This window comes from Phyllobacterium sp. 1468 (assembly GCF_031455525.1).
GTDB lineage: Bacteria > Pseudomonadota > Alphaproteobacteria > Rhizobiales > Rhizobiaceae > Phyllobacterium.
Genome location: NZ_JAVDSX010000001.1, coordinates 460,242 through 479,953, shown reverse-complemented (window position 1 = coordinate 479,953; position 19,712 = coordinate 460,242). Strand labels below are relative to the sequence as shown.

The window sequence follows — 19,712 nt, the reverse complement described above, 5'->3', positions numbered from 1 at the left end:
TTGACGCGCAAAATTCATCTGCCTGCGCGAACGCAGGAGGAACAGAGATGCTTGCGGGGATTGACGCGCCAATGACAAGGTGAAATCTGTTTCCGACGCAAACACGTGACAGGGGTTTGAGATGAACTTGCGATCCGTTCTTTTGGCGGGGCTGATGCTCACGCTGACGCCGTTTTCTGCCTTCGCCGCGGAGCTGCCCGATCTTGGCGGCAGGAAAGTCACGGTCGTGACGGAAAATGCCTATCCGCCCCTGCAATTCGTCGACCCGAAGACGGGCAAAGCCGTCGGCTGGGAGTATGATGCGATGAACGAGATCGCCAAACGGCTCAACTTCAAAGTCGAATATCTCAACACCAGCTGGGACGCGATGATCCAGGCCGTGGCGGACAATCAGTACCAGATCGGCATGACCGGCATCACCATCAATGACGAGCGCAAGCAGAAGGTGGATTTCTCGGAACCCTATATGCGGTCGGAACAGTTCATGCTGGTGCGCGGCGACGAGAGCCGCTTTACCGATCCGAAAAGCTTCGCCGACGCCAAGGATACGCTCGTCGGTGCGCAGCCCGGCACCAGCAACTTCTATGTCGCCGTCTACAATGTGTTGGACGGTAACGAGCAGAACCCGCGCATCAAACTGTTCGAGACGTTCGGCGCGACCATCCAGGCGCTGAAAACCGGAGATGTCGATCTTGTTCTTACGGACAGCACGGCCGGCAAGGGTTATGTCGATGCCTCGGCTGGTGCGTTGAAACTGATCGGCGGGCCGCTTGGCGCCGAGGATTTCGGTTTCATCTTTCCGAAGGGTTCGGACCTGGTCGCGCCCGTCAATGCAGCCATTGCTGTGCTGAAAGCCGACGGCACATTCGATGCGCTCAACAAGAAGTGGTTTCTCGACTACAAACTCGGGCAGTAATCCCGACAGTGCCGGACAACACGAAGAGCAGGGGACCTTCGGGGAAGAATGATTTCCCGTGGTGGCTGCTTGTAGCGGCAATGATTGCCGTTGCACTCGGCGTTGCCATTCTCGTCAGCCCAATTTACGGACAGGTCTTCACGACGGTCTCGCAAGGCATCTGGATCACTGTGTGGGTTTCCCTGCTGGCCTTCTTCCTCGCGTCGGCCTTCGGTCTTCTCCTTGCGGTGATGAGCCTTTCCGAACATGTCGCTGTCAGGCAGATCGCGCGATTTTATGTCGAGATTGTTCGCGGTATCCCCTTGCTTGTATTGCTGTTCTATATCGCCTTTGTCGGCGCTCCAGCTGCAATCTGGCTGTGCAATTTCATGACGCAGCCACTGCAGTCGGCGGGGCTTTTGGATCCAATGCAAGTTCGCGATTTCTCGCTGCTCTGGCGCGCGATCATCGCGTTGATGCTGGCCTACGCGGCCTTTCTCGCCGAGATTTTCCGCGCGGGCATTCAAGCCGTCGACAAGGGGCAGATCGAAGCCGCGAAGGCGTTGGGTCTCAAGCGGCTTCAGCGGTTCCGGCTGATCGTCATGCCGCAGGCGATCCGCACCATCCTGCCGCCATACGGCAATGATTTTATCTCGATGGTGAAGGATTCTTCGCTTGTCTCCGTGCTGGGCGTCGTCGACGTCACGCAGATGGGCAAGGTCTACGCCTCAGGTTCGTTCCGCTTCTTTGAAACCTACTCGGTGGTCGCTTATATATATCTCGTTCTGACAATCAGCCTGTCGCTCGGGCTGCGCTGGCTGGAACGCCGTTTGAATCGCCGTTGATCCAGGAAACAGCGGCGCTTTGTCGCCGAATTATTACTTTTTTCGCTTGTTTCTTGACGTAACTGGACCTCGAGTGCATATGTCCACGAAATAATTGGAAAGTCTGAGGATATCGCAATGTCTGCGCCACGCACACTTTATGACAAGATATGGGATGACCATCTGGTCGATAGTCAGGAGGACGGCACATGCCTACTCTATATCGATCGCCATCTTGTCCATGAAGTGACCAGCCCGCAGGCTTTCGAAGGTCTTCGACTCACTGGCCGCAAGGTTCGCCATCCGGAAAAGACACTCGCCGTCGTCGATCACAACATACCGACCTCGCCGGACCGAACCAAACGTATCGAGAACAATGAAAGCCGTATCCAGGTCGAAGCCCTTGCCAAGAATGCGCTGGATTTTGGCGTTGAATACTATTCAGAGAAGGATATCCGCCAGGGCATCGTTCACATCATCGGGCCGGAGCAGGGCTTTACCCTGCCGGGCATGACGATTGTCTGCGGTGACAGCCACACCTCCACCCATGGCGCTTTCGGCGCCTTGGCGCATGGTATCGGCACATCGGAAGTCGAACACGTTCTCGCAACCCAGACCCTGATCCAGTCGAAAGCCAAGAACATGCTCGTGCGCGTCGATGGCGTGCTGCCGGCTGGTGTGACCGCCAAGGACATCATCCTTGCGATCATCGGTGAAATCGGTACTGCGGGCGGCACCGGCTACGTCATTGAATATGCAGGCGAAGCCATTCGCGCGCTGTCGATGGAAGGTCGCATGACCATCTGCAACATGTCGATCGAGGGTGGCGCCCGCGCAGGTCTGATCGCTCCGGACGAAACGACTTTCGCCTACGTCAAGGACAAGCCCCGCGCTCCGAAAGGCGAAGCCTGGGACATGGCACTCGACTATTGGAAGACATTGCAGAGCGATGAGGGCGCGCATTTCGACAAGGTCGTCGTTCTGAATGCAGCCGATCTGCCGCCTATCGTTTCCTGGGGTTCTTCGCCGGAAGACGTCATTGCCGTCACCGGTGCCGTGCCGAATCCGGACGAGATTCCGGATGAGACCAAGCGCTCGTCGAAGTGGCGCGCGCTCGACTATATGGGCCTGAAGCCCGGTACACCGATCACGGATATCAAGCTCGATCGTGTATTCATCGGTTCTTGCACCAATGGCCGTATCGAAGATCTTCGTGCTGTCGCCAAGGTCGTCGAGGGCCGCACCGTTGCGGCGACCGTCGACGCGATGATCGTGCCCGGGTCGGGACTCGTCAAGGAACAGGCGGAAGCCGAGGGGCTCGACAAGATTTTCAAGGCTGCTGGTTTTGATTGGCGTGAGCCGGGCTGCTCCATGTGCCTTGCGATGAACGATGATCGCCTGAAGCCCGGCGAGCGTTGCGCCTCGACGTCGAACCGCAATTTCGAAGGCCGTCAGGGTTTCAAAGGCCGCACGCATCTCGTGTCGCCAGCCATGGCAGCAGCCGCGGCAATTGCCGGACATTTTGTCGATATAAGAGAGTGGAAATAGGGTTGGCCGTTAGTAGTAGTTGGCAAGACAGTTTGAGTCCGTTCCTGGTCGAACATCATCTGCTCCTGCTAACTACCAACTACTAACGTCCCCTTTTACCGCCCCCTATAGGCCGGGACACCCTGGTCTGGTAGCCACAAGCCATTCGGTACCGGACCGGTCTGCCAGAACACATCGATCGGAATACCGCCGCGTGGATACCAATAGCCACCGATGCGCAGCCACAGCGGCTTGACCGCTTCGACAATACGCTTGCCGATCCCGACGGTGCAGTCTTCGTGAAAAGCCCCGTGATTGCGGAAACTGCCGAGAAACAGCTTCAGCGATTTGGACTCCACCAGCGTCTGGTCCGGCGCATAGTCAATGACGAGATGGCCGAAATCCGGTTGGCCGGTCACGGGGCAGAGCGAGGTGAATTCCGGGCAGGCGAAGCGTGCCAGGAAAAGTGTTCCAGCCTGCGGGTTTGGGACGGCATCGAGGATCGCCTCATCCGGATGCTGCGGGATTTTGACATCCTTGCCCAGCATCGTCGCCTGTTCTGCATAATGGCTCATGCTGCTTTCCTTTCCATCTCGAACTCACCCTGATACTCGCAGCCCTCGCCGCAAGTGTCCCTATAAACGCCGACCTGCGCCAAACCGGGCAGAGACAAGGCAAAGTGCCGCCAGAGCCACATCGCAATATTTTCGAGTGTTGGTGTTTCGAGCCCTGCGATCTCATTGAGATAACGGTGATCGAGTTTTTCATGCGCGCTGTCGAACGCGCTTTTTACCGCGCCAAGATCGGAGATCAGGCCGGTCCTCGTATCCGGCTTTCCTTCCAGCGTCACGCGAACGCGAAAGCTGTGTCCGTGCAGACGCGTATTGATGTGTCCGTCGGGAAAGACGTGCGGCAAATGATGTGCCGCTTCAAACGTAAATTCGTTGAAGATTCTCATGGTTGTCCTCGTTCGCATTGGCGCAATACAGGCGCCCGCAAAAGCAATCCCAGCAAAGTGACCCGAAGGTATCGCGTCCGGAAATGCGGTAAAAAGGGGGTTCACCTCAAGGCAAACCCAGTATCTTGTGTGTCTGCGTGCTCAGCCGCCAAAGCGGATGCGCGAGGCAATAGGCCGCTGCAGATGCCACATGCGCGGCGGTTTGCGCCGGATCGCCGATGACGTCAAGAGGCTGCAAATAGAAATGCTCGAAGGAGTACTGTTCGAACCGCGAAGGGTGCGTCTCGGCTTCCTTCTGCGGATAGACCAGTTTGAGCTCGTTGCCGCTGGTCTGAACGAGCGGCGCGGCCGCCTTGGGCGAGACGCATATCCAGTCAATTTCCGCCGGCGCCGCGATGGTGCCGTTGGTCTCGATACCCACTTCGAAACCGCGCGCGTGAAAGGCCTTGATCAGTGGAGTGTCGAGTTGCAGCAGCGGCTCGCCCCCGGTGCATATGACATAGGGCTTCCCGCCACCGCCCTCGGGCCAGGCTGCTGCCACCGCGTCAGCCAGAGCGTTGGCAGACTTGAACTTGCCGCCGCCCGGACCATTCACGCCGATGAAATCCGTATCGCAGAACTTGCAGACCGCTTCTTCGCGATCGCGCTCGAGCCCGGACCACAGGTTACAGCCGGCAAAACGCATGAACACGGCAGCGCGGCCCGTATGATTGCCCTCGCCCTGCAGTGTCAGATAGATTTCCTTGACGGCGTAGGTCACGCAGCCTCCACCTTGAACTTCCGCCACCCGTTCGCACGCAATTCGCACGCCGGACAGCTGTTACAGCCATAGCCCCACTCATGCCGCTGCGAACGATCGCCGAGATAGCAGGTATGGGTGTGCTCGACGATCAGATCCAGCAAAGGTTCGCCGCCCAGATCTCGAGCCAGCGCAAAAGTTTCGGCCTTGTCGAGCCACATCAGGGGCGTTTCAATCGTGAGACGGCGGTCCAGCCCCAGCGACAGAACAACCTGTTGGGCTTTCAACGTATCGTCGCGGCAGTCGGGATAGCCGGAGTAGTCGGTCTCGCACATGCCGCCAACGAGCACACGCAGGCCGCGCCGGTAGGCCAGCGCACCGGCGAGCGTGAAGAACAGCAGATTGCGGCCGGGCACAAACGTATTCGGCAAGCCGTTCTCCGCCATCTCGATCGCGATATCCTGGGTCATGGCTGTCGATCCAAGCTGGCCGACGATGCTTGCGTCGAGCATATGGTCGTCGCCGAGCCGCGCCGCCCATTGCGGAAATTTTGCTGCAAGGGCACTGCGGAACTGCCCCCGCACCTCGAGCTCGATCCGGTGGCGCTGACCGTAGTCAAATCCGACTGTCTCGACGCGGTCGAAGCGCGAAAGCGCCCAGGCGAGGCAGGTCGCCGAATCCTGTCCGCCGGAAAACAGGACGAGTGCGCCGTCGGAGCTGCGAGCCATGGTCTTTTACCTCTTTGAAAGCGGCACCCTTTACAGGGCGCTCGCTGGCGAGGCAAATCAAATCGCAGCGGTCGATCGTTGTTCAGCAGCCGGGATGGGCAAGGATGATCGTCGAATTACGGTCTATGCCGTACTGGTAGCCGAGACCCTTGACCATGATCGGGCTGTCACAGCTTGTGTTGGGCGGCGGAATTACACCGATCACCATCGGGTCGGCTGGTGGAGAGATGATCGCCGGTTGCTTTCCGCCGCGCCGGTAGACGGGAACCTCGCGCCGGATCTGGTTGCCGATCACATCCGATTTCGCCGCCGCGCCGCCGACGAAGATGATCTTGGACCCACCCGATTCGTAATAGACGATGTTGCCGTACTCATCCCCATAGGAGTTGCTGGCATTGATCCTGTTTTCCGCAAAAGCCGGGGCGGCCAAACCGATCGAGCAAGCGAGCAGAGGCCATTTCAAGAAGCCAGTTTTCTTAGCCAGCATGACACATTCCCCTAACGATCGAACTGTTCTACGGCCAGATTAACCTTTTATTAACAATTGTCATCCGCTCAAAACCTAATCAAATCGATTTTCATCCCCGGCGCAGGTTGACGCGCTGGCTGCAATCAACCAATCCTCCGATGTATTAGACACCTGGCAGTCACAAAGGGACGGATGCGACCATGACCAAGAAAAGCGCGGACGAGCACGCCATCGACATTTCCTTGCTGCATCTCAGCCATGCCCATGAGTTCGCGCCTCTCCTTGCCAGTTATGCCCAGGCTTTGAAGCGGGGCGCACCGCGCCGCCCGGACGATTATTACGCCGAGAACCTGTTGCGCGATCGCACGGCGGAAATCGCGGGCGCCCGGCTCGATGGCGTTCTTGTCGGGTTCGTCATTTTCTACGATCTGCCGGAGCCCGTGTCCGGCATGCGCGCCGGTCAGGTCGATCATATCTATGTGCACCATGATCATCGCGGCAAGGGTATTGCCAAGGCTCTGATCGACGTGCTCGCCGACAAGGCGGAAGAACGCGGCTGGACCAAGCTTTCGCTCAATGCGCCGCGCGTGCCGGAAGATGGCCGCAAGCTCTACGAACAGGTCGCGGCGCCCGCCGACTGGACCAGTTTCATCATCCGCTTCGGCAATCAGTAACACTGGGGCAACTCCGGATTGCTGCTGCACACGGAAATATCCTGAGAACGACCCGTGCTGTCGCGTACGACTATCGTATAAAGCTCGTCTTTAGCCTCGCAATTCGAGACTCGGGCGAATTATTTTTGCACGGCACGCGTGCCAGATTTGACCCGTCAAACAGGCGTTTTTACCGCTTTAAACGATTGAATTTTAAGCAAAAACCTTATTGACTTGCTATTCAAGCCAATTCGCCGCATGAGGGTGCGGAATGGGGCTTTGACGCAGTGCAAAAACCGGATTAAAACCCCTTTAAATTGCCTTTATCCAGCCTTTCGGCCCTGCCCGTCTAACCAGATGCGGCGCTACCCTCGGGGACGCTATGAGCAAGACAAATCTACATGCAAACCGGCCGCTGTCGCCGCATTTGCAAATCTACAAACCAATTCCAACCATGGTCATGTCGATCGTCCACCGCATCACCGGCTCGGCGCTCTATGTCGGAACCCTGCTGGTCGCCTGGTGGCTGATCGCAACGGCGACGAGCGAGCGGCAGTTCGACATCGTCAACATGGTCTATGGTTCGTGGATCGGTCTTCTGGTTCTTCTCGGTTACACCTGGGCGCTCATCCATCACATGATCGGCGGCATACGCCATTTGATCTGGGATACCGGCCGCGGCCTCGAGAAGGACACCACCACGAAGATGGCCTGGGGTTCGCTCGTTCTTTCCGTCGCATTGACGATCCTGGTCTGGATCGCCGCATTCACGATAGCTTGAGGAGGCGGATATGAGCGATATGCGCACGCCGCTGAAAAAAGTTCGCGGTCTTGGTTCTGCGAAAGAAGGCACCGAACATTTCTGGCGTCAGCGCCTGACTGCGATGTCGAATATTCCGCTGGTCCTGTTTTTCATCGGGCTGATCCTGTCCCTGCATGGCGCAGGCTATATCGAGACAAAGGCTGCCCTGTCCCACCCGCTGACTGCCATTGTGCTGGTGATGGTGCTCGTCTCCGGCCTCTATCATATGCGCCTCGGCATGCAGGTCATCATTGAAGATTATGTACACGGCGAAGGCACGAAGGTCGTGCTTTTGATGCTCAATACCTTCTTCGCCCTTGGCGTCGGCATTGTCTGCATCTTTGCGATCCTCAAGCTGAGCTTTGGAGTTTAAACTCTATTATGGCACCAACAGATAAAGCCTATAAGTTCGTCGATCATAAATTCGACGTGGTCGTCGTCGGCGCGGGTGGCGCGGGCCTGCGCGCCACGCTCGGCATGGCGGAGCAAGGCCTGAAGACAGCCTGCATCACCAAAGTTTTCCCCACTCGCTCGCATACCGTTGCGGCGCAGGGCGGCATCGCTGCCTCGCTGAGCAATATGGGTGCCGATTCCTGGCAGTGGCACATGTATGACACGGTCAAGGGTTCGGACTGGCTCGGCGATACGGACGCCATGGAATATCTGGTGCGCGAAGCGCCGGCTGCCGTCTACGAGCTCGAACATTACGGCGTGCCGTTCTCCCGCACCGAAGAGGGCAAGATCTACCAGCGCCCCTTCGGGGGTCACATGATGAACTACGGCGACGGGCCGCCCGTGCAGCGCACCTGCGCCGCGGCCGATCGTACCGGGCACGCCATACTGCACACGCTGTATGGCCAAAGCCTGCGCCACAATGCACAGTTCTTCATCGAATATTTCGCGCTCGATCTCATCCAGGATGAGGAGGGTACCATCACCGGCGTTGTCGCCTGGAACCTCGACGACGGCACGATCCACCGCTTTGCCGCCAAGATGGTGGTTATGGCTACGGGTGGCTATGGCCGATCCTATTTCTCCGCAACGTCGGCGCATACCTGCACCGGCGATGGCGGCGGCATGGTTGCGCGTACGGGTTTGCCTTTGCAGGACATGGAGTTCGTCCAGTTCCACCCGACCGGCATTTATGGCGCTGGCTGTCTCATCACGGAAGGCGCACGCGGCGAGGGCGGTTACCTCGTCAACGCCGAAGGCGAGCGCTTCATGGAACGTTATGCGCCTTCCGCCAAGGATCTGGCGTCCCGCGACGTGGTTTCACGCTGCATGACCCTGGAGATCCGCGAGGGACGCGGCGTCGGCAAGAACAAGGATCACATCTTCCTGCATCTGGATCACCTCGATCCGGCCGTCCTGCACGAGCGGCTGCCGGGCATTTCGGAATCGGCGAAGATTTTTGCAGGCGTCGATCTCACCAAGGAGCCGATCCCGGTCATTCCGACGGTTCACTACAATATGGGCGGCATTCCGACCAATTATTGGGGTGAAGCGCTCAATCCAACCGAGGAAGATCCGGACCGCATCCAGCCCGGTCTGATGGCTGTGGGCGAGGCGGGTTGCGCGTCGGTGCATGGCGCCAATCGTCTCGGCTCCAACTCGCTGATCGACCTCGTGGTGTTCGGTCGCGCCGCTGCGATCCGCGCCGGACAGGTAATCGACCGCAACGCGAAGATCCCCGACATCAATGAGGCTTCGGTCGCGAAGATCATGGACCGCTTCGACCGCCTGCGCCATGCCAATGGCGGCATTCCGACCGCTGCGTTGCGCGAAAAGATGCAAAAGACGATGCAGGAAGACGCGGCAGTGTTCCGTACGTCGGAATCGCTAAAGTCCGGCGTAAGCCGCATGGAGCAGATCTGGAGCGAACTGCCGGATGTGAAAGTTACGGATCGCTCGATGATCTGGAATTCCGATCTGGTGGAAACGCTCGAACTTGAAAACCTCATGGCCAATGCCATCACCACGGTCGTTGCCGCCGAGGCGCGGAAGGAAAGCCGCGGGGCGCATGCGCATGAGGATTTCCCCAACCGCGACGACGTCAACTGGCGCAAGCACAGCCTTGCCTGGCTGGCGCCGGATGGCAAGGTCACGCTGGGTTATCGTCCTGTTCATCTCGAGCCGCTTCTCAAGGAAGAGGACGGCGGCATCAACCTCGCCAAGATCGCGCCGAAAGCGCGTGTGTACTAAGAGCGATCCCAGGAAAAGTGGTACCGGTTCTACGTCCGGGATTGCGAAAGAACAAATAGAGAGACCAGAATAATATGGTTGAACTTGCACTTCCCAAGAACTCGCAGATGCGTCCCGGCAAGACATGGGATCGTCCGCAGGGCGCAAACAATCTGCGCGAGTACCGGATTTACCGCTGGTCGCCGGATGATGGCGAGAACCCGCGCATCGATACCTATTATGTGGATCTCGATGATTGCGGGCCGATGGTTCTCGACGGTCTGTTGTGGATCAAGAACAAGATCGATCCGACACTGACATTGCGCCGGTCATGCCGTGAGGGCATCTGCGGCTCCTGTGCCATGAACATCGACGGCACCAATACGCTCGCTTGCACCAAGGGCACGGATGAGATCAAGGGCGCTGTGAAGATCTATCCGCTGCCGCATCTGCCGGTCGTGAAGGATCTGGTGCCGGACCTCTCCAATTTCTACGCCCAGCATCGGTCTATCGAGCCGTGGCTGAAGACGGTCTCACCGGAGCCGGCCAAGGAATGGCTGCAGAGCCACGAAGACCGTGCCAAGCTTGACGGCCTTTACGAGTGCATCCTCTGCGCCTGCTGCTCGACCTCTTGCCCGAGCTACTGGTGGAACGGCGATCGCTATCTCGGCCCGGCGGTGCTGCTGCAAGCCTATCGCTGGCTGATCGACAGCCGCGACGAAGCAACGGGGGAGCGTCTGGACAATCTGGAAGATCCGTTCCGGCTCTATCGCTGCCACACGATCATGAACTGCGCGCAGGCATGCCCGAAGGGTCTTAACCCCGCCAAGGCAATCGCTGAAATCAAGAAGATGATGGTGGAGCGGCGGGTTTGATTCGACTACCTGCAATGGCGTTATGCGTGGTTCGACATGCTCACCATGAGGGAAGTTGTTGTGCTGCAAGTGGCCATGATCATGGCCAGCAATCCAGAACGGGATTCTCTGCAATCCACTCGCTTTCCTCATGGTGAGCCTGTCGAACCACGCACAGGAGCGATGCAATTAGAATAAAAAACGGGCGCCGCAAGCGCCCGTTTGATTCAAGAACTGACCTTTACATTAGGCCAACTTCGCATCCAGTGTCACTTCGATCGCGCCGAGCGCCTTTGACACCGGGCAGTTGGCCTTGGCCTTGTTGGCAAGCTCGCTGAAAGTCGCAGCGTCAATTCCCGGTACGTTGCCGACCAAGGTCAGTGCGCTCTTGGTGATGGCGCCCTTGGCCGGGTCAAGCGTCACGACCGCCTTGGCCTCGAGCCTTTCCGCCGGGGTGCCGTTCTCCGCGAGGAAGTGTGAAAGCTGCATGGCAAAGCAGCCCGCATGGGCCGCACCCAGCAGTTCTTCGGGATTGGTACCGGAAGTACCGCTTTCATCCTCGAAACGGGCCTTGAAATTATAGGGAAGACCTTTCAGAGCGCCGCTTTGGGTGTCGAGCGTGCCTTGACCATCCTTCAGCGCACCTTTCCAGATTGCCGTTGCTTGTCTGTCCATTTTCGTCTCCCTCGTGGTTGAAATATCGAGCCGGCTGGTCTTCGATAAAAGCATAACGTGTCGAGCATAATGCAGTTCCGAGACAGATGCATGTCGCGAATTTGCGCAACCTCTGGTCACAGACGACAATCCCTTATTGATGAAAGGCCGTCATCGGGCTAAAAAACAATTCTCATGTGAGACGGCCACCCAGGCTTCGTCCCGACTGTTCAATTCTCATCGCCAGAACTGGAATCATCCCGTGAAACTGAAGAAACTCGGCAGGACCGATATCGACGTCACTGAAATTTGCCTCGGCACCATGACCTGGGGCGTACAGAACACCGAAGGCGATGCACACAGCCAGATCGACTATGCGTTGGACGCGGGTATCAATTTCATGGATACGGCGGAAGTCTATGCAATTCCGTCGAGCGCGGACACCTACGGCAAAACCGAAAGTTATATCGGCACGTGGTTCAAGAAGACCGGCAAGCGCGACAAGTTCGTATTGGCGTCGAAGATTTCCGGCGGCGGCAATAGCTGGATCCGCAATGGAACTCCACCTGATCGCCAGACCGTGCGGGAGGCGGTGGAAGGCAGTTTGAAGCGTCTGCAGACCGATTACATCGATCTCTACCAGGTCCACTATGCCGCCCGCGGTCATTATCATTTCGGTACCGCATGGCAGTATGCGCCGCAAAACCAGGACAAGTCGCGGGTCGTGGGGCAGATCGAAGAGACCCTGCAGGGGCTTGGCGACATGGTCAGGGAAGGCAAGATACGCCACATCGGCCTTTCCAACGAAACGGCTTGGGGCATCGGTCAATGGCTCAAGCTCTCCGAGCGCCATGATCTGCCCCGCGTTGCCTCGGTGCAGAACGAGTACAGTTTGCTCCAGCGGGTCTTCGATCTCGATCTTGCCGAACTCAGCCACCACGAGGATGTCGGCCTTCTCGCCTATTCGTCGCTGGCTTCCGGCGTACTGACCGGCAAATACCTCGATGGGAAAATGCCCGCGGGCACACGCGGCTCGATTCAGCCAGGCGGTCTGTGGCGCAACAATGAACACTCTGCGCCTGCGGTTCGCGCTTATATCGAGCTTGCCCGCAAGCACAATCTCGATGTGGCGCAGATGGCGATTGCTTTCGCGCTGACACGACCGTTCATGACCTCGGTCATTATCGGCGCAACAACAATGGAACAGCTGAAGACAGATATCTGGGCGAGCCAAATCACGCTGCCGCCGGAACTCCTCAAGGAGATAAACGCGATCTACCGCAAATATCCGCGACCGCTCTAGAGCAGGCGATGCAGAGATACGCCGATTTGCTATCCATTCGCGGAGGAGCTGGATTATCGAAGGGTCGTATTGACACTGAACACACAAGCTGAATCTATATGGCAAGGAGAAATGCTTGAATGAGCGATTTGATCGGCGTCGGAGTCTACACACCTGCTGAAGCAGGTAGGCTTTTGCACGTCCGCCCGTCCAAAATATCGCGGTGGCTTCACGGCCACAACATCCAAGGCAAGATATACGAACCCTTGTGGACGCCTGAAGTTAGTTTAGGCGATGAGCGTGTCTTTCTCGGCTTTCGTGATCTCATGGAAGTAAGGGTCGCCGACGCATTCATTCGCGCCGGCGTTTCTTCGATCAGAGTTCGCGCCACAATCGCTGCCGCCCGTGAAATCATAGGACAAGATCACCCTTTGTCGACGGATAGGTTTCGCACAGATGGTCGGGAAATCTTTCTTCACATAATTGAAACCGACGAAAATGGGCAGCAGCGGGAGCGTTTATTAAACCTCTTCCGACAGCAGTATGAATTCAAGGGTATCATCGAACCGATCCTCAAGACAGTCGAGTTTGGTCCTGACGGCAATCCACTATTGTGGTGGCCTGGTGGCCGCAGGCTAAACGTAGTCGTGGATCCCTTGCGTTCGTTTGGTCAGCCGATCGACGCGGCTTCAAGTGTCCCTACTGCCGTGTTGGCCACTGCTGGAATCCAAGAAGGCATCGTAGGTGCAGCTTTAGCCTATGAAGTGAGTGAGGCTTCAATTCGCCGGTCGATTGAGTTTGAAAACTCAATGGAGCAACGGGCTGCAGCGTGAACGTGCTGTTCGACAACTGTACGTCTCCAATTTTGGCATCGACACTTCATGGGTTCGTTAGACACTACGGCGACGCCGCCTTCCATCTGAAAGACGTTCCAGGCCTTCCAAGAGGTCGCCACTCTGCCGATTTGGACTGGATTGAACATCTTCGTAAAGCACCGGAGAAATGGATATTCATCTCTGGTGATGCGAGGATGCTCAAGAATCCAGCTGAGCGTGCGGCCTTGCGTTCGGCTGGTTTGCACGGCTTTATCTTAGCGCCCGGCTATCAAAAAACCGCGCTTAATCAAGTCGCCGCTACCGTAGTCTGGCGTTGGCCGGAAATTCTCAAGATTACGAGTCTTCTGGCTGCTCCGTCGATGCACGAAATTCCTATTGGCAGAATGACGAAACTTAGACAATTCCCTGTTTAGGTGTAGGAGAAGATCGTTCTAGATCGGCTGGCCCTGTAGCAGTTTCGGCGCTGTCGTCGATAGTCCCGCAGCCTGGCGGATGAAGAATCCCTTGAGCCGGGGCATCCGTTCGACGAGACCGAGACCGAAGTCGCGCAACGCCCTGACAGGTACGTTGTCGTTCGAAAACAGCCGGTTCAAAACGTCCGTGGTAACGCCCATCTGCACCGTGTCGAAGCGGCGCCAGGTCTGATAGCGTTCGAGCACCGCTATCGAACCGATGTCGAGCCCGAGCCGATCGGCGTCGACGATGGTTTCCGCCAGCGCCGCCGCATCCTTGAAGCCGAGATTGAGGCCTTGCCCGGCGATCGGGTGGATACCATGCGCTGCATCGCCCACCAGCGCGAAGCGCGGCTTGACGAAATCCCGTGCAAGGGTGAGACCGAGCGGAAAGGCTTTACGCGCGCCCTCCACGTGTACTTCGCCGAGTTTCAAGCCAAAGCGTTGTTCGAGCTCGGCTTCAAAGACGAAATCATCCTCGTTGATCAGGCGTTCGGCATCGGCGGTCCGTTCTGTCCAGACGAGCGATGAACGGTTGCCTTTGAGTGGCAGCACTGCAAAGGGTCCCGCCGGCAAGAAATGTTCCTCGGCCCGGCCATGATGCGGACGCTCGTGCGCGACGGTGCAAACGATACCCGACTGACCATATTCCCAGTTCACAACCTTGATGCCCGCCATCTCGCGCAGGCGGGATTTGACACCGTCGGCCGCGATCAGCAGCCGGGTACGCAAGCTCTTGTCGTCAGAATAACGGACCGTCAGATGTGCCTCGCCATGTTCGAAGCCGTTCACCGGCGCCCCTTCGACGAAGCTCACGCCAAGCTCTTCTGCCTTCTTGCGCAGCGATGCGTTGAGGACGCGGTTCTCCACCATATGCGCGAACGGCTCGCCCGGCTCGACTTCGCCGTTGAAGGTCAGGAAAACGGGCCGTACGGGATCGGACGTGCGCGAATCGGTGACGATCATCTCGGTGATGGGTTGCGCTTCCGGCAGGATCGCCTCCCAGCATCCGAGGCGGTCCAGCATGCGGCTTGCGGCGGCGGCGATCGCCGAGGCACGCGTATCGTTGCGCCACACGCCGGCGGGCGCCGCGTCGATAACCGTGACGGCAAGGTGCGGCGCCGATGATTTCAGCGCGACCGCTGTCGCGAGGCCGACATAGCCTGCGCCGGCGATGGCGATATCGCTGCTTTGTTGCGGGGAGCTTCGTTCAATCATGATTTGCCTCCGGGTTGCAATTATGCGGCGCTTGACTTGTGCTCCTGTTCCTGTTGCAAGCGTTGGACGCGCGAACGGGAGACTTCGATCATGTCTGACGCCATGAATGAGCTTTTGTCCATACTCGACCTTGAGATGCTTGAACACAACCTGTTTCGAGGTCGCAGTCCGCAATCTGGCTGGCAGCGCGTCTTCGGCGGCCAGGTGATCGGCCAGGCATTGGTCGCGGCGCAGCGCACCGTCGATCCCTTGCGTCATGTGCATTCGCTGCATGGCTATTTCATGCGCGCCGGCGATCCGAAGGTGCCGATCATTTACGAGGTCGATCGTATTCGCGATGGTTCGAGCTTCACGACGCGGCGCGTCGTCGGCATCCAGCATGGCCACGCGATCTTTTCGCTCGAAGCTTCGTTCCAGATCGAGGAGCAGGGGCTCGAACATCAGAAGCCTAAACCGCTCGACGTCATCGAACCGGAAAATCTCATCAGCGACCGCGACCTGAAAGAGCAATATTTGCAGAATGCGCCTGCCGCTATCCGCAAGTATTGGGAGCAAGACCGGCCCATTGAGATGAAGCCCTTGTCACTCGCCCACTATTTCTCGCGCGAGAAGCTGCCGCCCGAGCAGAACGTCTGGATCAAGACCACGGGTCCCGTGCCCGATGACCGCGCCGTGCAGGCGGCGGTGCTCGCTTATCTTTCGGATATGACGCTGCTCGATACCTCGCTTTATGCGCATGGAAGATCCATTTTCGATCGCGACCTGCAGGTCGCCAGCCTCGACCACGCCATGTGGTTCCATCGGCCCTGCCGTTTCGACGACTGGCTGCTTTATACGGCAGATAGCCCCAGCACTTCCGGTGCGCGCGGCTTCAATCGTGGTGCAATCTATAGCCGCGATGGCGCATTGATTGCCTCGACGGCACAGGAAGGCCTAATTCGTGTGCATTCCGAAGCGTGACCTTTTCAAGGCCCCGTGAGTTTGCCTAAATTTTAGGCATGTTGCTCGGGCTCGCGCGGGCAACCCATCGATTGTTAAAAATATCCATTTATAATCAATAACTTGCCGTTATATTTCGAGTCTGGCACAGAACTTGAATACTCCGTAGCAGTCACCGATTGCCACAAGCGGCTTTAGGCGATGGGTTCAACGCGGATGTGAAGCCTTTCGAGTAATTCCACCTGAAAGGTGCCGCGCAAGCGCAGGGGTATATTCAATGAAAATTGTGATGGCCATCATCAAGCCGTTCAAGCTGGACGAAGTGCGCGAAGCACTCACCGCTGTCGGCATCCAGGGCCTGACCGTCACCGAGGTGAAAGGTTATGGCCGCCAGAAAGGGCACACCGAAATTTATCGCGGGGCGGAATACGCCGTCAGCTTTCTTCCGAAGCTGAAGGTGGAGGTCGCAGTCGCATCCGAGCTCGTCGACACCGCCGTTGAAGCCATCACCACGGCTGCCAAGACCGGTCAGATCGGTGACGGAAAGATCTTCGTTCTCAGCATCGAGCAGGCCGTCCGTATCCGCACGGGCGAAACCGACACCGACGCGCTGTGATTTATTTGGGGTTCAAGGAGACAATAATGAAAATTCCAACCAGTCTGACATCTGCGGCGCGCAGCACCCTTCTCGGGTCGCTGGCGCTGGTCGCTATAGGTACGCTGGCGGCATTCGCTCAGGAGGCCGCGCCAGCAGCTCCCGCCGCCGCAGCGCCAGCCTTCACGGTCGACAAGGGCGACACAACCTGGATGATGATATCGACAGTGCTTGTGCTGTTGATGACCATCCCCGGCCTCGCGCTTTTCTATGGCGGCCTTGTCCGCTCGAAGAACATGCTCTCGGTTCTCATGCAGGTCTTCACCATCACCGCTGTGGTGATGCTGATCTGGGTGTTCTACGGCTACAGCCTGGCGTTCACACCCGGCAATTCGTTCGTCGGGGGCCTGTCCAAGGCGTTCTTGCACGGCGTCGACGTGACGACGATGTCGGAGACCTTCACGAAGGGCGTCGCCATCCCCGAGCTGGTCTATGTCGTCTTCCAGATGACCTTTGCCTGCATCACACCAGCGCTTATCGTCGGTGCGTTCGCTGAACGCGTGAAATTCTCGGCGGTCATCCTGTTCGTCATCCTCTGGGTTACCTTCGTCTACTTCCCGATCGCTCACATGGTCTGGTTCTGGGGCGGCCCAAGTGCCTATTCCGATCCATCGGGCCTGATCTTCGGCTTCGGCGCAATCGACTTTGCCGGTGGTACCGTCGTTCACATCAATGCGGGCATTGCCGGTCTCGTCGGCGCTCTGATGATCGGCAAGCGTATCGGCTACAAGAAAGACATCATGGCACCGCACTCGATGACGATGACCATGATCGGCGCGTCATTGCTGTGGGTTGGCTGGTTCGGCTTCAATGCCGGTTCAAACCTCGAGGCCAACGCCTATGCGGGCCTTGCCATGATCAACACCTTCGTGGCGACAGCTGCTGCGGCGGTGATGTGGATCATCCTCGAATCCGTCCTGCGTGGTAAGGCTTCGATGCTCGGTGCCGTATCGGGTGCGGTTGCCGGTCTGGTTGCCGTTACCCCGGCTGCCGGTTTCGTCGGCCCGATGGGCGCCATCGTGCTCGGCGCGGTTGTCACCGTCGTCTGCTACTTCTTCGTGGCAGTGGTGAAGAACACGTTCGACTATGATGACAGCCTCGATGTCTTCGGTATCCATTGCGTCGGTGGCATCATCGGTGCTCTGGGCACTGGCATCCTCGTCAATCCGGCACTCGGTGGGGCTGGTATCGTCGATTATTCGACGGCCGATTTCGCCGCCAGCTATGCAGGTACCGCGACCCAGGTCTGGGCGCAGTTCAAAGGTGTTCTCGTGACACTGCTCTGGTCAGGTATCGGCAGCGCGATCCTTTACAAGATCGTCGATCTGATCGTCGGCCTGCGTGCATCGCCCGAATCAGAGCGTGAAGGTCTCGACCTCACCTCGCACGGTGAAGCTGCCTATCACAGCTGATAGAACCATCTTGAAAAGCAGCAAAAGGGCCCGGTTTTCCGGGCCCTTTTCTATTGAACATGGAGTCCTGGCCGCTGCCTTAACTTGCGAGCGCTTTTTCAGGCTGATAGCGATCGGCAGCATGGACCTGCGCGTAATTTGGAATCATTGACTGTCGAGCTGTGTCGAAAGCCTTCCATTGATCGGCATCCGGAAGCGGCGGGATAGTCACGGACTCGCGACGATCGAAACCCACCAGCGCCGCGTCGACCAGTTCGTCCACTTCCATCACAGCCGGAAGTGTATTCACATCCCGACCCGAACGCTCCCAGATTTCTGTCCGTGTCGCCGCTGGCAGTACCACCTGGACATACACTCCCTTTGGACCAAGTTCGAGCTGGAGTCCCTGGCTGAGGAACAGCACAAAGGCTTTTGTCGCTCCGTAGACGGTTAGACCAAATTCAGGCGCCAATCCGACAACCGAGGCGATATTGATGATCGACCCTGCCCCAGCTTCGATGAAACGGGGCGTAACAGCACTGATCAGCCGGGTCAGCGCAGTCGTGTTGAGGCTTATGAGCTTGGCCACATCGTCCGGCGTCTGATCGGCGAAGCCGCCGGCCGCGCTGGCGCCTGCGTTGTTGATCAGTATGCCAATGCGTGTGTCGTCACGCACCCGCGACTCCACCCGAGCGAGCTCGGCCTCGTCGGTGAGGTCCGCCTGGAGGATATCGACATTGACTCCGGTTTCACGGCCCAGGCGCTTGCTGAGCGTTTCCAATCGAGCCAGATCTCGCGCTACCAAGACGAGGTCATGCCCTCGCTTGGCAAAACGGTCGGCATAAACAGCACCTATGCCAGTGGAGGCTCCAGTAATAAGGACGGTGGATTTGGCGTTCATTGATTTTTCCTTGGGTTTCGAATAGTAATCATGATCATCATCATGTTTAGGCTATTCATGATCGCTATCATGATTAATGTCAAGAGACGAAATCGAGGACAAAAATGAAAATCAGCCGCGAGCAAGTGGCCGAAAACCGGCGAAGGATCCTGGAGGCAGCCGGCAGGCTTTTCAGAGCCAAAGGGTTCGAGGCGGTGACAGTGGCGGATGTCATGAAGGCGGCGTCTCTCACCCACGGTGCTTTTTACGGGCATTTCAATTCAAAAGATGACCTGATCGTTCAGACCCTGGCCCACATTGTTTCAGCCGGGATACCAGAGGATCTCGATCTGACGCGGTATGCGACGACCTACCTCTCAGAAGGACACCGCGACGATATCGCAGGCGGATGTCCAACGGCGGGACTGGCCGGCCAAACCGTCCATCAATCGCCAGAGGCGCGCGCAGCGATGACGGCAGGCTTGCGAGAACATATCGAGCGCTTGAGCCGCTCAGCCCCTGGGGCAATCGCGGAAGACAAACGGCGGGCTGCCATCGGGAGCTGGGCGGCGATGGTGGGTGCAGTCATCTTGGCCCGGATGAGCGATGACCCCCACCTGTCTGATGAACTGCTGGCGCAGACGCGGGAGTGGATTACGTCACGGCCCAGCCCGAATTCCTCGCAGGATTGAAGGTTTTTCGCAGGTCGTTCTCACCAAATCCTCGGCTTACCTTCCATGGTTAATGGCCCCTTAACCATCCGCACCGTAACGTC

Annotated in this window: 23 protein-coding genes; 15 read left to right on the top strand and 8 right to left on the bottom strand. The window is 57.9% G+C overall.

Going from position 1 to position 19,712, the window contains the following annotated elements; translation table 11 throughout:
- The first annotated feature begins 121 nt into the window (after positions 1-121).
- The 3 genes from J2X72_RS02365 to leuC all read left to right on the top strand — a co-directional run bounded on the left by J2X72_RS02365 (position 122) and on the right by leuC (position 3,267).
- Positions 122-916 (top strand): basic amino acid ABC transporter substrate-binding protein, encoded by a 795-nt coding sequence (locus J2X72_RS02365; protein ID WP_310068042.1) that lies wholly within the window; start codon positions 122-124, stop codon positions 914-916.
- 80 nt (positions 917-996) lie between these two features.
- Positions 997-1,740, top strand: a complete 744-nt coding sequence (locus tag J2X72_RS02360) for an amino acid ABC transporter permease (protein ID WP_310069258.1) — start codon at positions 997-999, stop codon at positions 1,738-1,740.
- A gap of 117 nt (positions 1,741-1,857) precedes the next feature.
- Positions 1,858-3,267 (top strand): 3-isopropylmalate dehydratase large subunit, encoded by a 1,410-nt coding sequence (leuC, locus tag J2X72_RS02355; protein ID WP_209998945.1) that lies wholly within the window; start codon positions 1,858-1,860, stop codon positions 3,265-3,267.
- 95 nt (positions 3,268-3,362) lie between these two features.
- Here leuC and queF read toward each other — a convergent pair whose 3' ends face one another.
- From queF to J2X72_RS02330, 5 genes are all read right to left on the bottom strand, one after another.
- A complete protein-coding gene (gene queF, locus J2X72_RS02350; protein WP_405044646.1) occupies positions 3,363-3,794 on the bottom strand; it encodes a preQ(1) synthase in 432 nt (143 codons plus the stop codon).
- A 23-nt stretch (positions 3,795-3,817) separates the two neighbouring features.
- A complete protein-coding gene (locus tag J2X72_RS02345; protein WP_310068037.1) occupies positions 3,818-4,204 on the bottom strand; it encodes a 6-carboxytetrahydropterin synthase in 387 nt (128 codons plus the stop codon).
- Between the two features lie 106 nt (positions 4,205-4,310).
- Positions 4,311-4,964: a 7-carboxy-7-deazaguanine synthase gene (gene queE / locus J2X72_RS02340; protein WP_310068034.1), complete on the bottom strand. Its 654-nt coding sequence runs from the start codon at positions 4,962-4,964 to the stop codon at positions 4,311-4,313.
- Complete coding sequence (queC, locus tag J2X72_RS02335) at positions 4,961-5,671, bottom strand: 7-cyano-7-deazaguanine synthase QueC (protein ID WP_209998950.1); 711 nt, start codon at positions 5,669-5,671, stop codon at positions 4,961-4,963. Before queC ends, queE begins: the two co-directional genes overlap by 4 nt.
- A gap of 82 nt (positions 5,672-5,753) precedes the next feature.
- On the bottom strand, positions 5,754-6,158 hold the full coding sequence (locus tag J2X72_RS02330; RefSeq protein WP_310068031.1) for a hypothetical protein: 405 nt from the start codon (positions 6,156-6,158) through the stop codon (positions 5,754-5,756).
- Positions 6,159-6,340: 182 nt separating this feature from the next.
- Here J2X72_RS02330 and J2X72_RS02325 point away from each other — a divergent pair, with 182 nt between their 5' ends.
- The 5 genes from J2X72_RS02325 (at position 6,341) to J2X72_RS02305 (ending at position 10,651) form a co-directional block, all read left to right on the top strand.
- On the top strand, positions 6,341-6,814 hold the full coding sequence (locus J2X72_RS02325; protein WP_114429624.1) for a GNAT family N-acetyltransferase: 474 nt from the start codon (positions 6,341-6,343) through the stop codon (positions 6,812-6,814).
- Positions 6,815-7,175: 361 nt separating this feature from the next.
- Positions 7,176-7,574 carry a succinate dehydrogenase, cytochrome b556 subunit gene (gene sdhC, locus J2X72_RS02320; RefSeq protein WP_209998954.1) on the top strand — a complete coding sequence of 133 codons (399 nt, stop codon included), beginning with the start codon at positions 7,176-7,178 and terminating at the stop codon, positions 7,572-7,574.
- Positions 7,575-7,584: 10 nt separating this feature from the next.
- Positions 7,585-7,968 (top strand): succinate dehydrogenase, hydrophobic membrane anchor protein, encoded by a 384-nt coding sequence (sdhD, locus tag J2X72_RS02315; protein ID WP_209998955.1) that lies wholly within the window; start codon positions 7,585-7,587, stop codon positions 7,966-7,968.
- 8 nt (positions 7,969-7,976) lie between these two features.
- Positions 7,977-9,797: a succinate dehydrogenase flavoprotein subunit gene (gene sdhA / locus J2X72_RS02310; RefSeq protein WP_310068029.1), complete on the top strand. Its 1,821-nt coding sequence runs from the start codon at positions 7,977-7,979 to the stop codon at positions 9,795-9,797.
- 74 nt (positions 9,798-9,871) lie between these two features.
- Positions 9,872-10,651, top strand: coding sequence for a succinate dehydrogenase iron-sulfur subunit (locus J2X72_RS02305; protein WP_310068027.1), 780 nt, complete (start codon positions 9,872-9,874; stop codon positions 10,649-10,651).
- A 225-nt stretch (positions 10,652-10,876) separates the two neighbouring features.
- Here the strand turns inward: J2X72_RS02305 and J2X72_RS02300 are convergent, their stop codons facing one another.
- Positions 10,877-11,305, bottom strand: coding sequence for an OsmC family protein (locus tag J2X72_RS02300; RefSeq protein ID WP_209998957.1), 429 nt, complete (start codon positions 11,303-11,305; stop codon positions 10,877-10,879).
- Positions 11,306-11,552: 247 nt separating this feature from the next.
- Here J2X72_RS02300 and J2X72_RS02295 point away from each other — a divergent pair, with 247 nt between their 5' ends.
- The 3 genes from J2X72_RS02295 (at position 11,553) to J2X72_RS02285 (ending at position 13,815) form a co-directional block, all read left to right on the top strand.
- On the top strand, positions 11,553-12,587 hold the full coding sequence (locus J2X72_RS02295; protein WP_310069255.1) for an aldo/keto reductase: 1,035 nt from the start codon (positions 11,553-11,555) through the stop codon (positions 12,585-12,587).
- Between the two features lie 119 nt (positions 12,588-12,706).
- Complete coding sequence (locus J2X72_RS02290; RefSeq protein WP_310068023.1) at positions 12,707-13,399, top strand: hypothetical protein; 693 nt, start codon at positions 12,707-12,709, stop codon at positions 13,397-13,399.
- Positions 13,396-13,815 carry a hypothetical protein gene (locus J2X72_RS02285; RefSeq protein ID WP_310068021.1) on the top strand — a complete coding sequence of 140 codons (420 nt, stop codon included), beginning with the start codon at positions 13,396-13,398 and terminating at the stop codon, positions 13,813-13,815. The genes J2X72_RS02290 and J2X72_RS02285 overlap by 4 nt, the downstream gene beginning before the upstream one ends.
- Before the next feature lie 18 nt (positions 13,816-13,833).
- Here the strand turns inward: J2X72_RS02285 and J2X72_RS02280 are convergent, their stop codons facing one another.
- A complete protein-coding gene (locus J2X72_RS02280; RefSeq protein ID WP_310068020.1) occupies positions 13,834-15,072 on the bottom strand; it encodes a ubiquinone biosynthesis hydroxylase in 1,239 nt (412 codons plus the stop codon).
- Between the two features lie 90 nt (positions 15,073-15,162).
- On the opposite strand from J2X72_RS02280, the gene tesB reads away from it, so the two are divergent.
- The 3 genes from tesB to J2X72_RS02265 all read left to right on the top strand — a co-directional run bounded on the left by tesB (position 15,163) and on the right by J2X72_RS02265 (position 18,078).
- The gene (gene tesB / locus J2X72_RS02275) at positions 15,163-16,032 is read left to right on the top strand and encodes an acyl-CoA thioesterase II (protein WP_209998959.1); all 870 of its coding nucleotides are present in this window, start codon (positions 15,163-15,165) and stop codon (positions 16,030-16,032) included.
- A gap of 256 nt (positions 16,033-16,288) precedes the next feature.
- Positions 16,289-16,627, top strand: a complete 339-nt coding sequence (locus J2X72_RS02270; protein ID WP_100000921.1) for a P-II family nitrogen regulator — start codon at positions 16,289-16,291, stop codon at positions 16,625-16,627.
- A gap of 26 nt (positions 16,628-16,653) precedes the next feature.
- A complete protein-coding gene (locus J2X72_RS02265; RefSeq protein ID WP_209998960.1) occupies positions 16,654-18,078 on the top strand; it encodes an ammonium transporter in 1,425 nt (474 codons plus the stop codon).
- A gap of 79 nt (positions 18,079-18,157) precedes the next feature.
- Here J2X72_RS02265 and J2X72_RS02260 read toward each other — a convergent pair whose 3' ends face one another.
- The gene (locus tag J2X72_RS02260) at positions 18,158-18,958 is read right to left on the bottom strand and encodes an SDR family oxidoreductase (RefSeq protein ID WP_310068008.1); all 801 of its coding nucleotides are present in this window, start codon (positions 18,956-18,958) and stop codon (positions 18,158-18,160) included.
- 104 nt (positions 18,959-19,062) lie between these two features.
- On the opposite strand from J2X72_RS02260, the gene J2X72_RS02255 reads away from it, so the two are divergent.
- On the top strand, positions 19,063-19,629 hold the full coding sequence (locus tag J2X72_RS02255; RefSeq protein WP_310068006.1) for a helix-turn-helix domain-containing protein: 567 nt from the start codon (positions 19,063-19,065) through the stop codon (positions 19,627-19,629).
- The last annotated feature ends 83 nt before the right edge of the window (positions 19,630-19,712 follow it).

Coding starts and splice junctions, on each gene's coding strand:
- J2X72_RS02330 (WP_310068031.1), bottom strand. CDS start 6,158: ATGCTGGCTAAGAAAACTGGCTTCTTGAAATGGCCTCTGCTCGCTTGC.
- queF (WP_405044646.1), bottom strand. CDS start 3,794: ATGCTGGGCAAGGATGTCAAAATCCCGCAGCATCCGGATGAGGCGATC.
- J2X72_RS02280 (WP_310068020.1), bottom strand. CDS start 15,072: ATGATTGAACGAAGCTCCCCGCAACAAAGCAGCGATATCGCCATCGCC.
- J2X72_RS02260 (WP_310068008.1), bottom strand. CDS start 18,958: ATGAACGCCAAATCCACCGTCCTTATTACTGGAGCCTCCACTGGCATA.
- tesB (WP_209998959.1), top strand. CDS start 15,163: ATGTCTGACGCCATGAATGAGCTTTTGTCCATACTCGACCTTGAGATG.
- J2X72_RS02270 (WP_100000921.1), top strand. CDS start 16,289: ATGAAAATTGTGATGGCCATCATCAAGCCGTTCAAGCTGGACGAAGTG.
- J2X72_RS02365 (WP_310068042.1), top strand. CDS start 122: ATGAACTTGCGATCCGTTCTTTTGGCGGGGCTGATGCTCACGCTGACG.
- J2X72_RS02300 (WP_209998957.1), bottom strand. CDS start 11,305: ATGGACAGACAAGCAACGGCAATCTGGAAAGGTGCGCTGAAGGATGGT.
- leuC (WP_209998945.1), top strand. CDS start 1,858: ATGTCTGCGCCACGCACACTTTATGACAAGATATGGGATGACCATCTG.
- J2X72_RS02255 (WP_310068006.1), top strand. CDS start 19,063: ATGAAAATCAGCCGCGAGCAAGTGGCCGAAAACCGGCGAAGGATCCTG.
- sdhD (WP_209998955.1), top strand. CDS start 7,585: ATGAGCGATATGCGCACGCCGCTGAAAAAAGTTCGCGGTCTTGGTTCT.
- J2X72_RS02360 (WP_310069258.1), top strand. CDS start 997: ATGATTGCCGTTGCACTCGGCGTTGCCATTCTCGTCAGCCCAATTTAC.
- queC (WP_209998950.1), bottom strand. CDS start 5,671: ATGGCTCGCAGCTCCGACGGCGCACTCGTCCTGTTTTCCGGCGGACAG.
- sdhA (WP_310068029.1), top strand. CDS start 7,977: ATGGCACCAACAGATAAAGCCTATAAGTTCGTCGATCATAAATTCGAC.
- J2X72_RS02305 (WP_310068027.1), top strand. CDS start 9,872: ATGGTTGAACTTGCACTTCCCAAGAACTCGCAGATGCGTCCCGGCAAG.
- J2X72_RS02325 (WP_114429624.1), top strand. CDS start 6,341: ATGACCAAGAAAAGCGCGGACGAGCACGCCATCGACATTTCCTTGCTG.
- J2X72_RS02265 (WP_209998960.1), top strand. CDS start 16,654: ATGAAAATTCCAACCAGTCTGACATCTGCGGCGCGCAGCACCCTTCTC.
- J2X72_RS02290 (WP_310068023.1), top strand. CDS start 12,707: ATGAGCGATTTGATCGGCGTCGGAGTCTACACACCTGCTGAAGCAGGT.
- sdhC (WP_209998954.1), top strand. CDS start 7,176: ATGAGCAAGACAAATCTACATGCAAACCGGCCGCTGTCGCCGCATTTG.
- J2X72_RS02345 (WP_310068037.1), bottom strand. CDS start 4,204: ATGAGAATCTTCAACGAATTTACGTTTGAAGCGGCACATCATTTGCCG.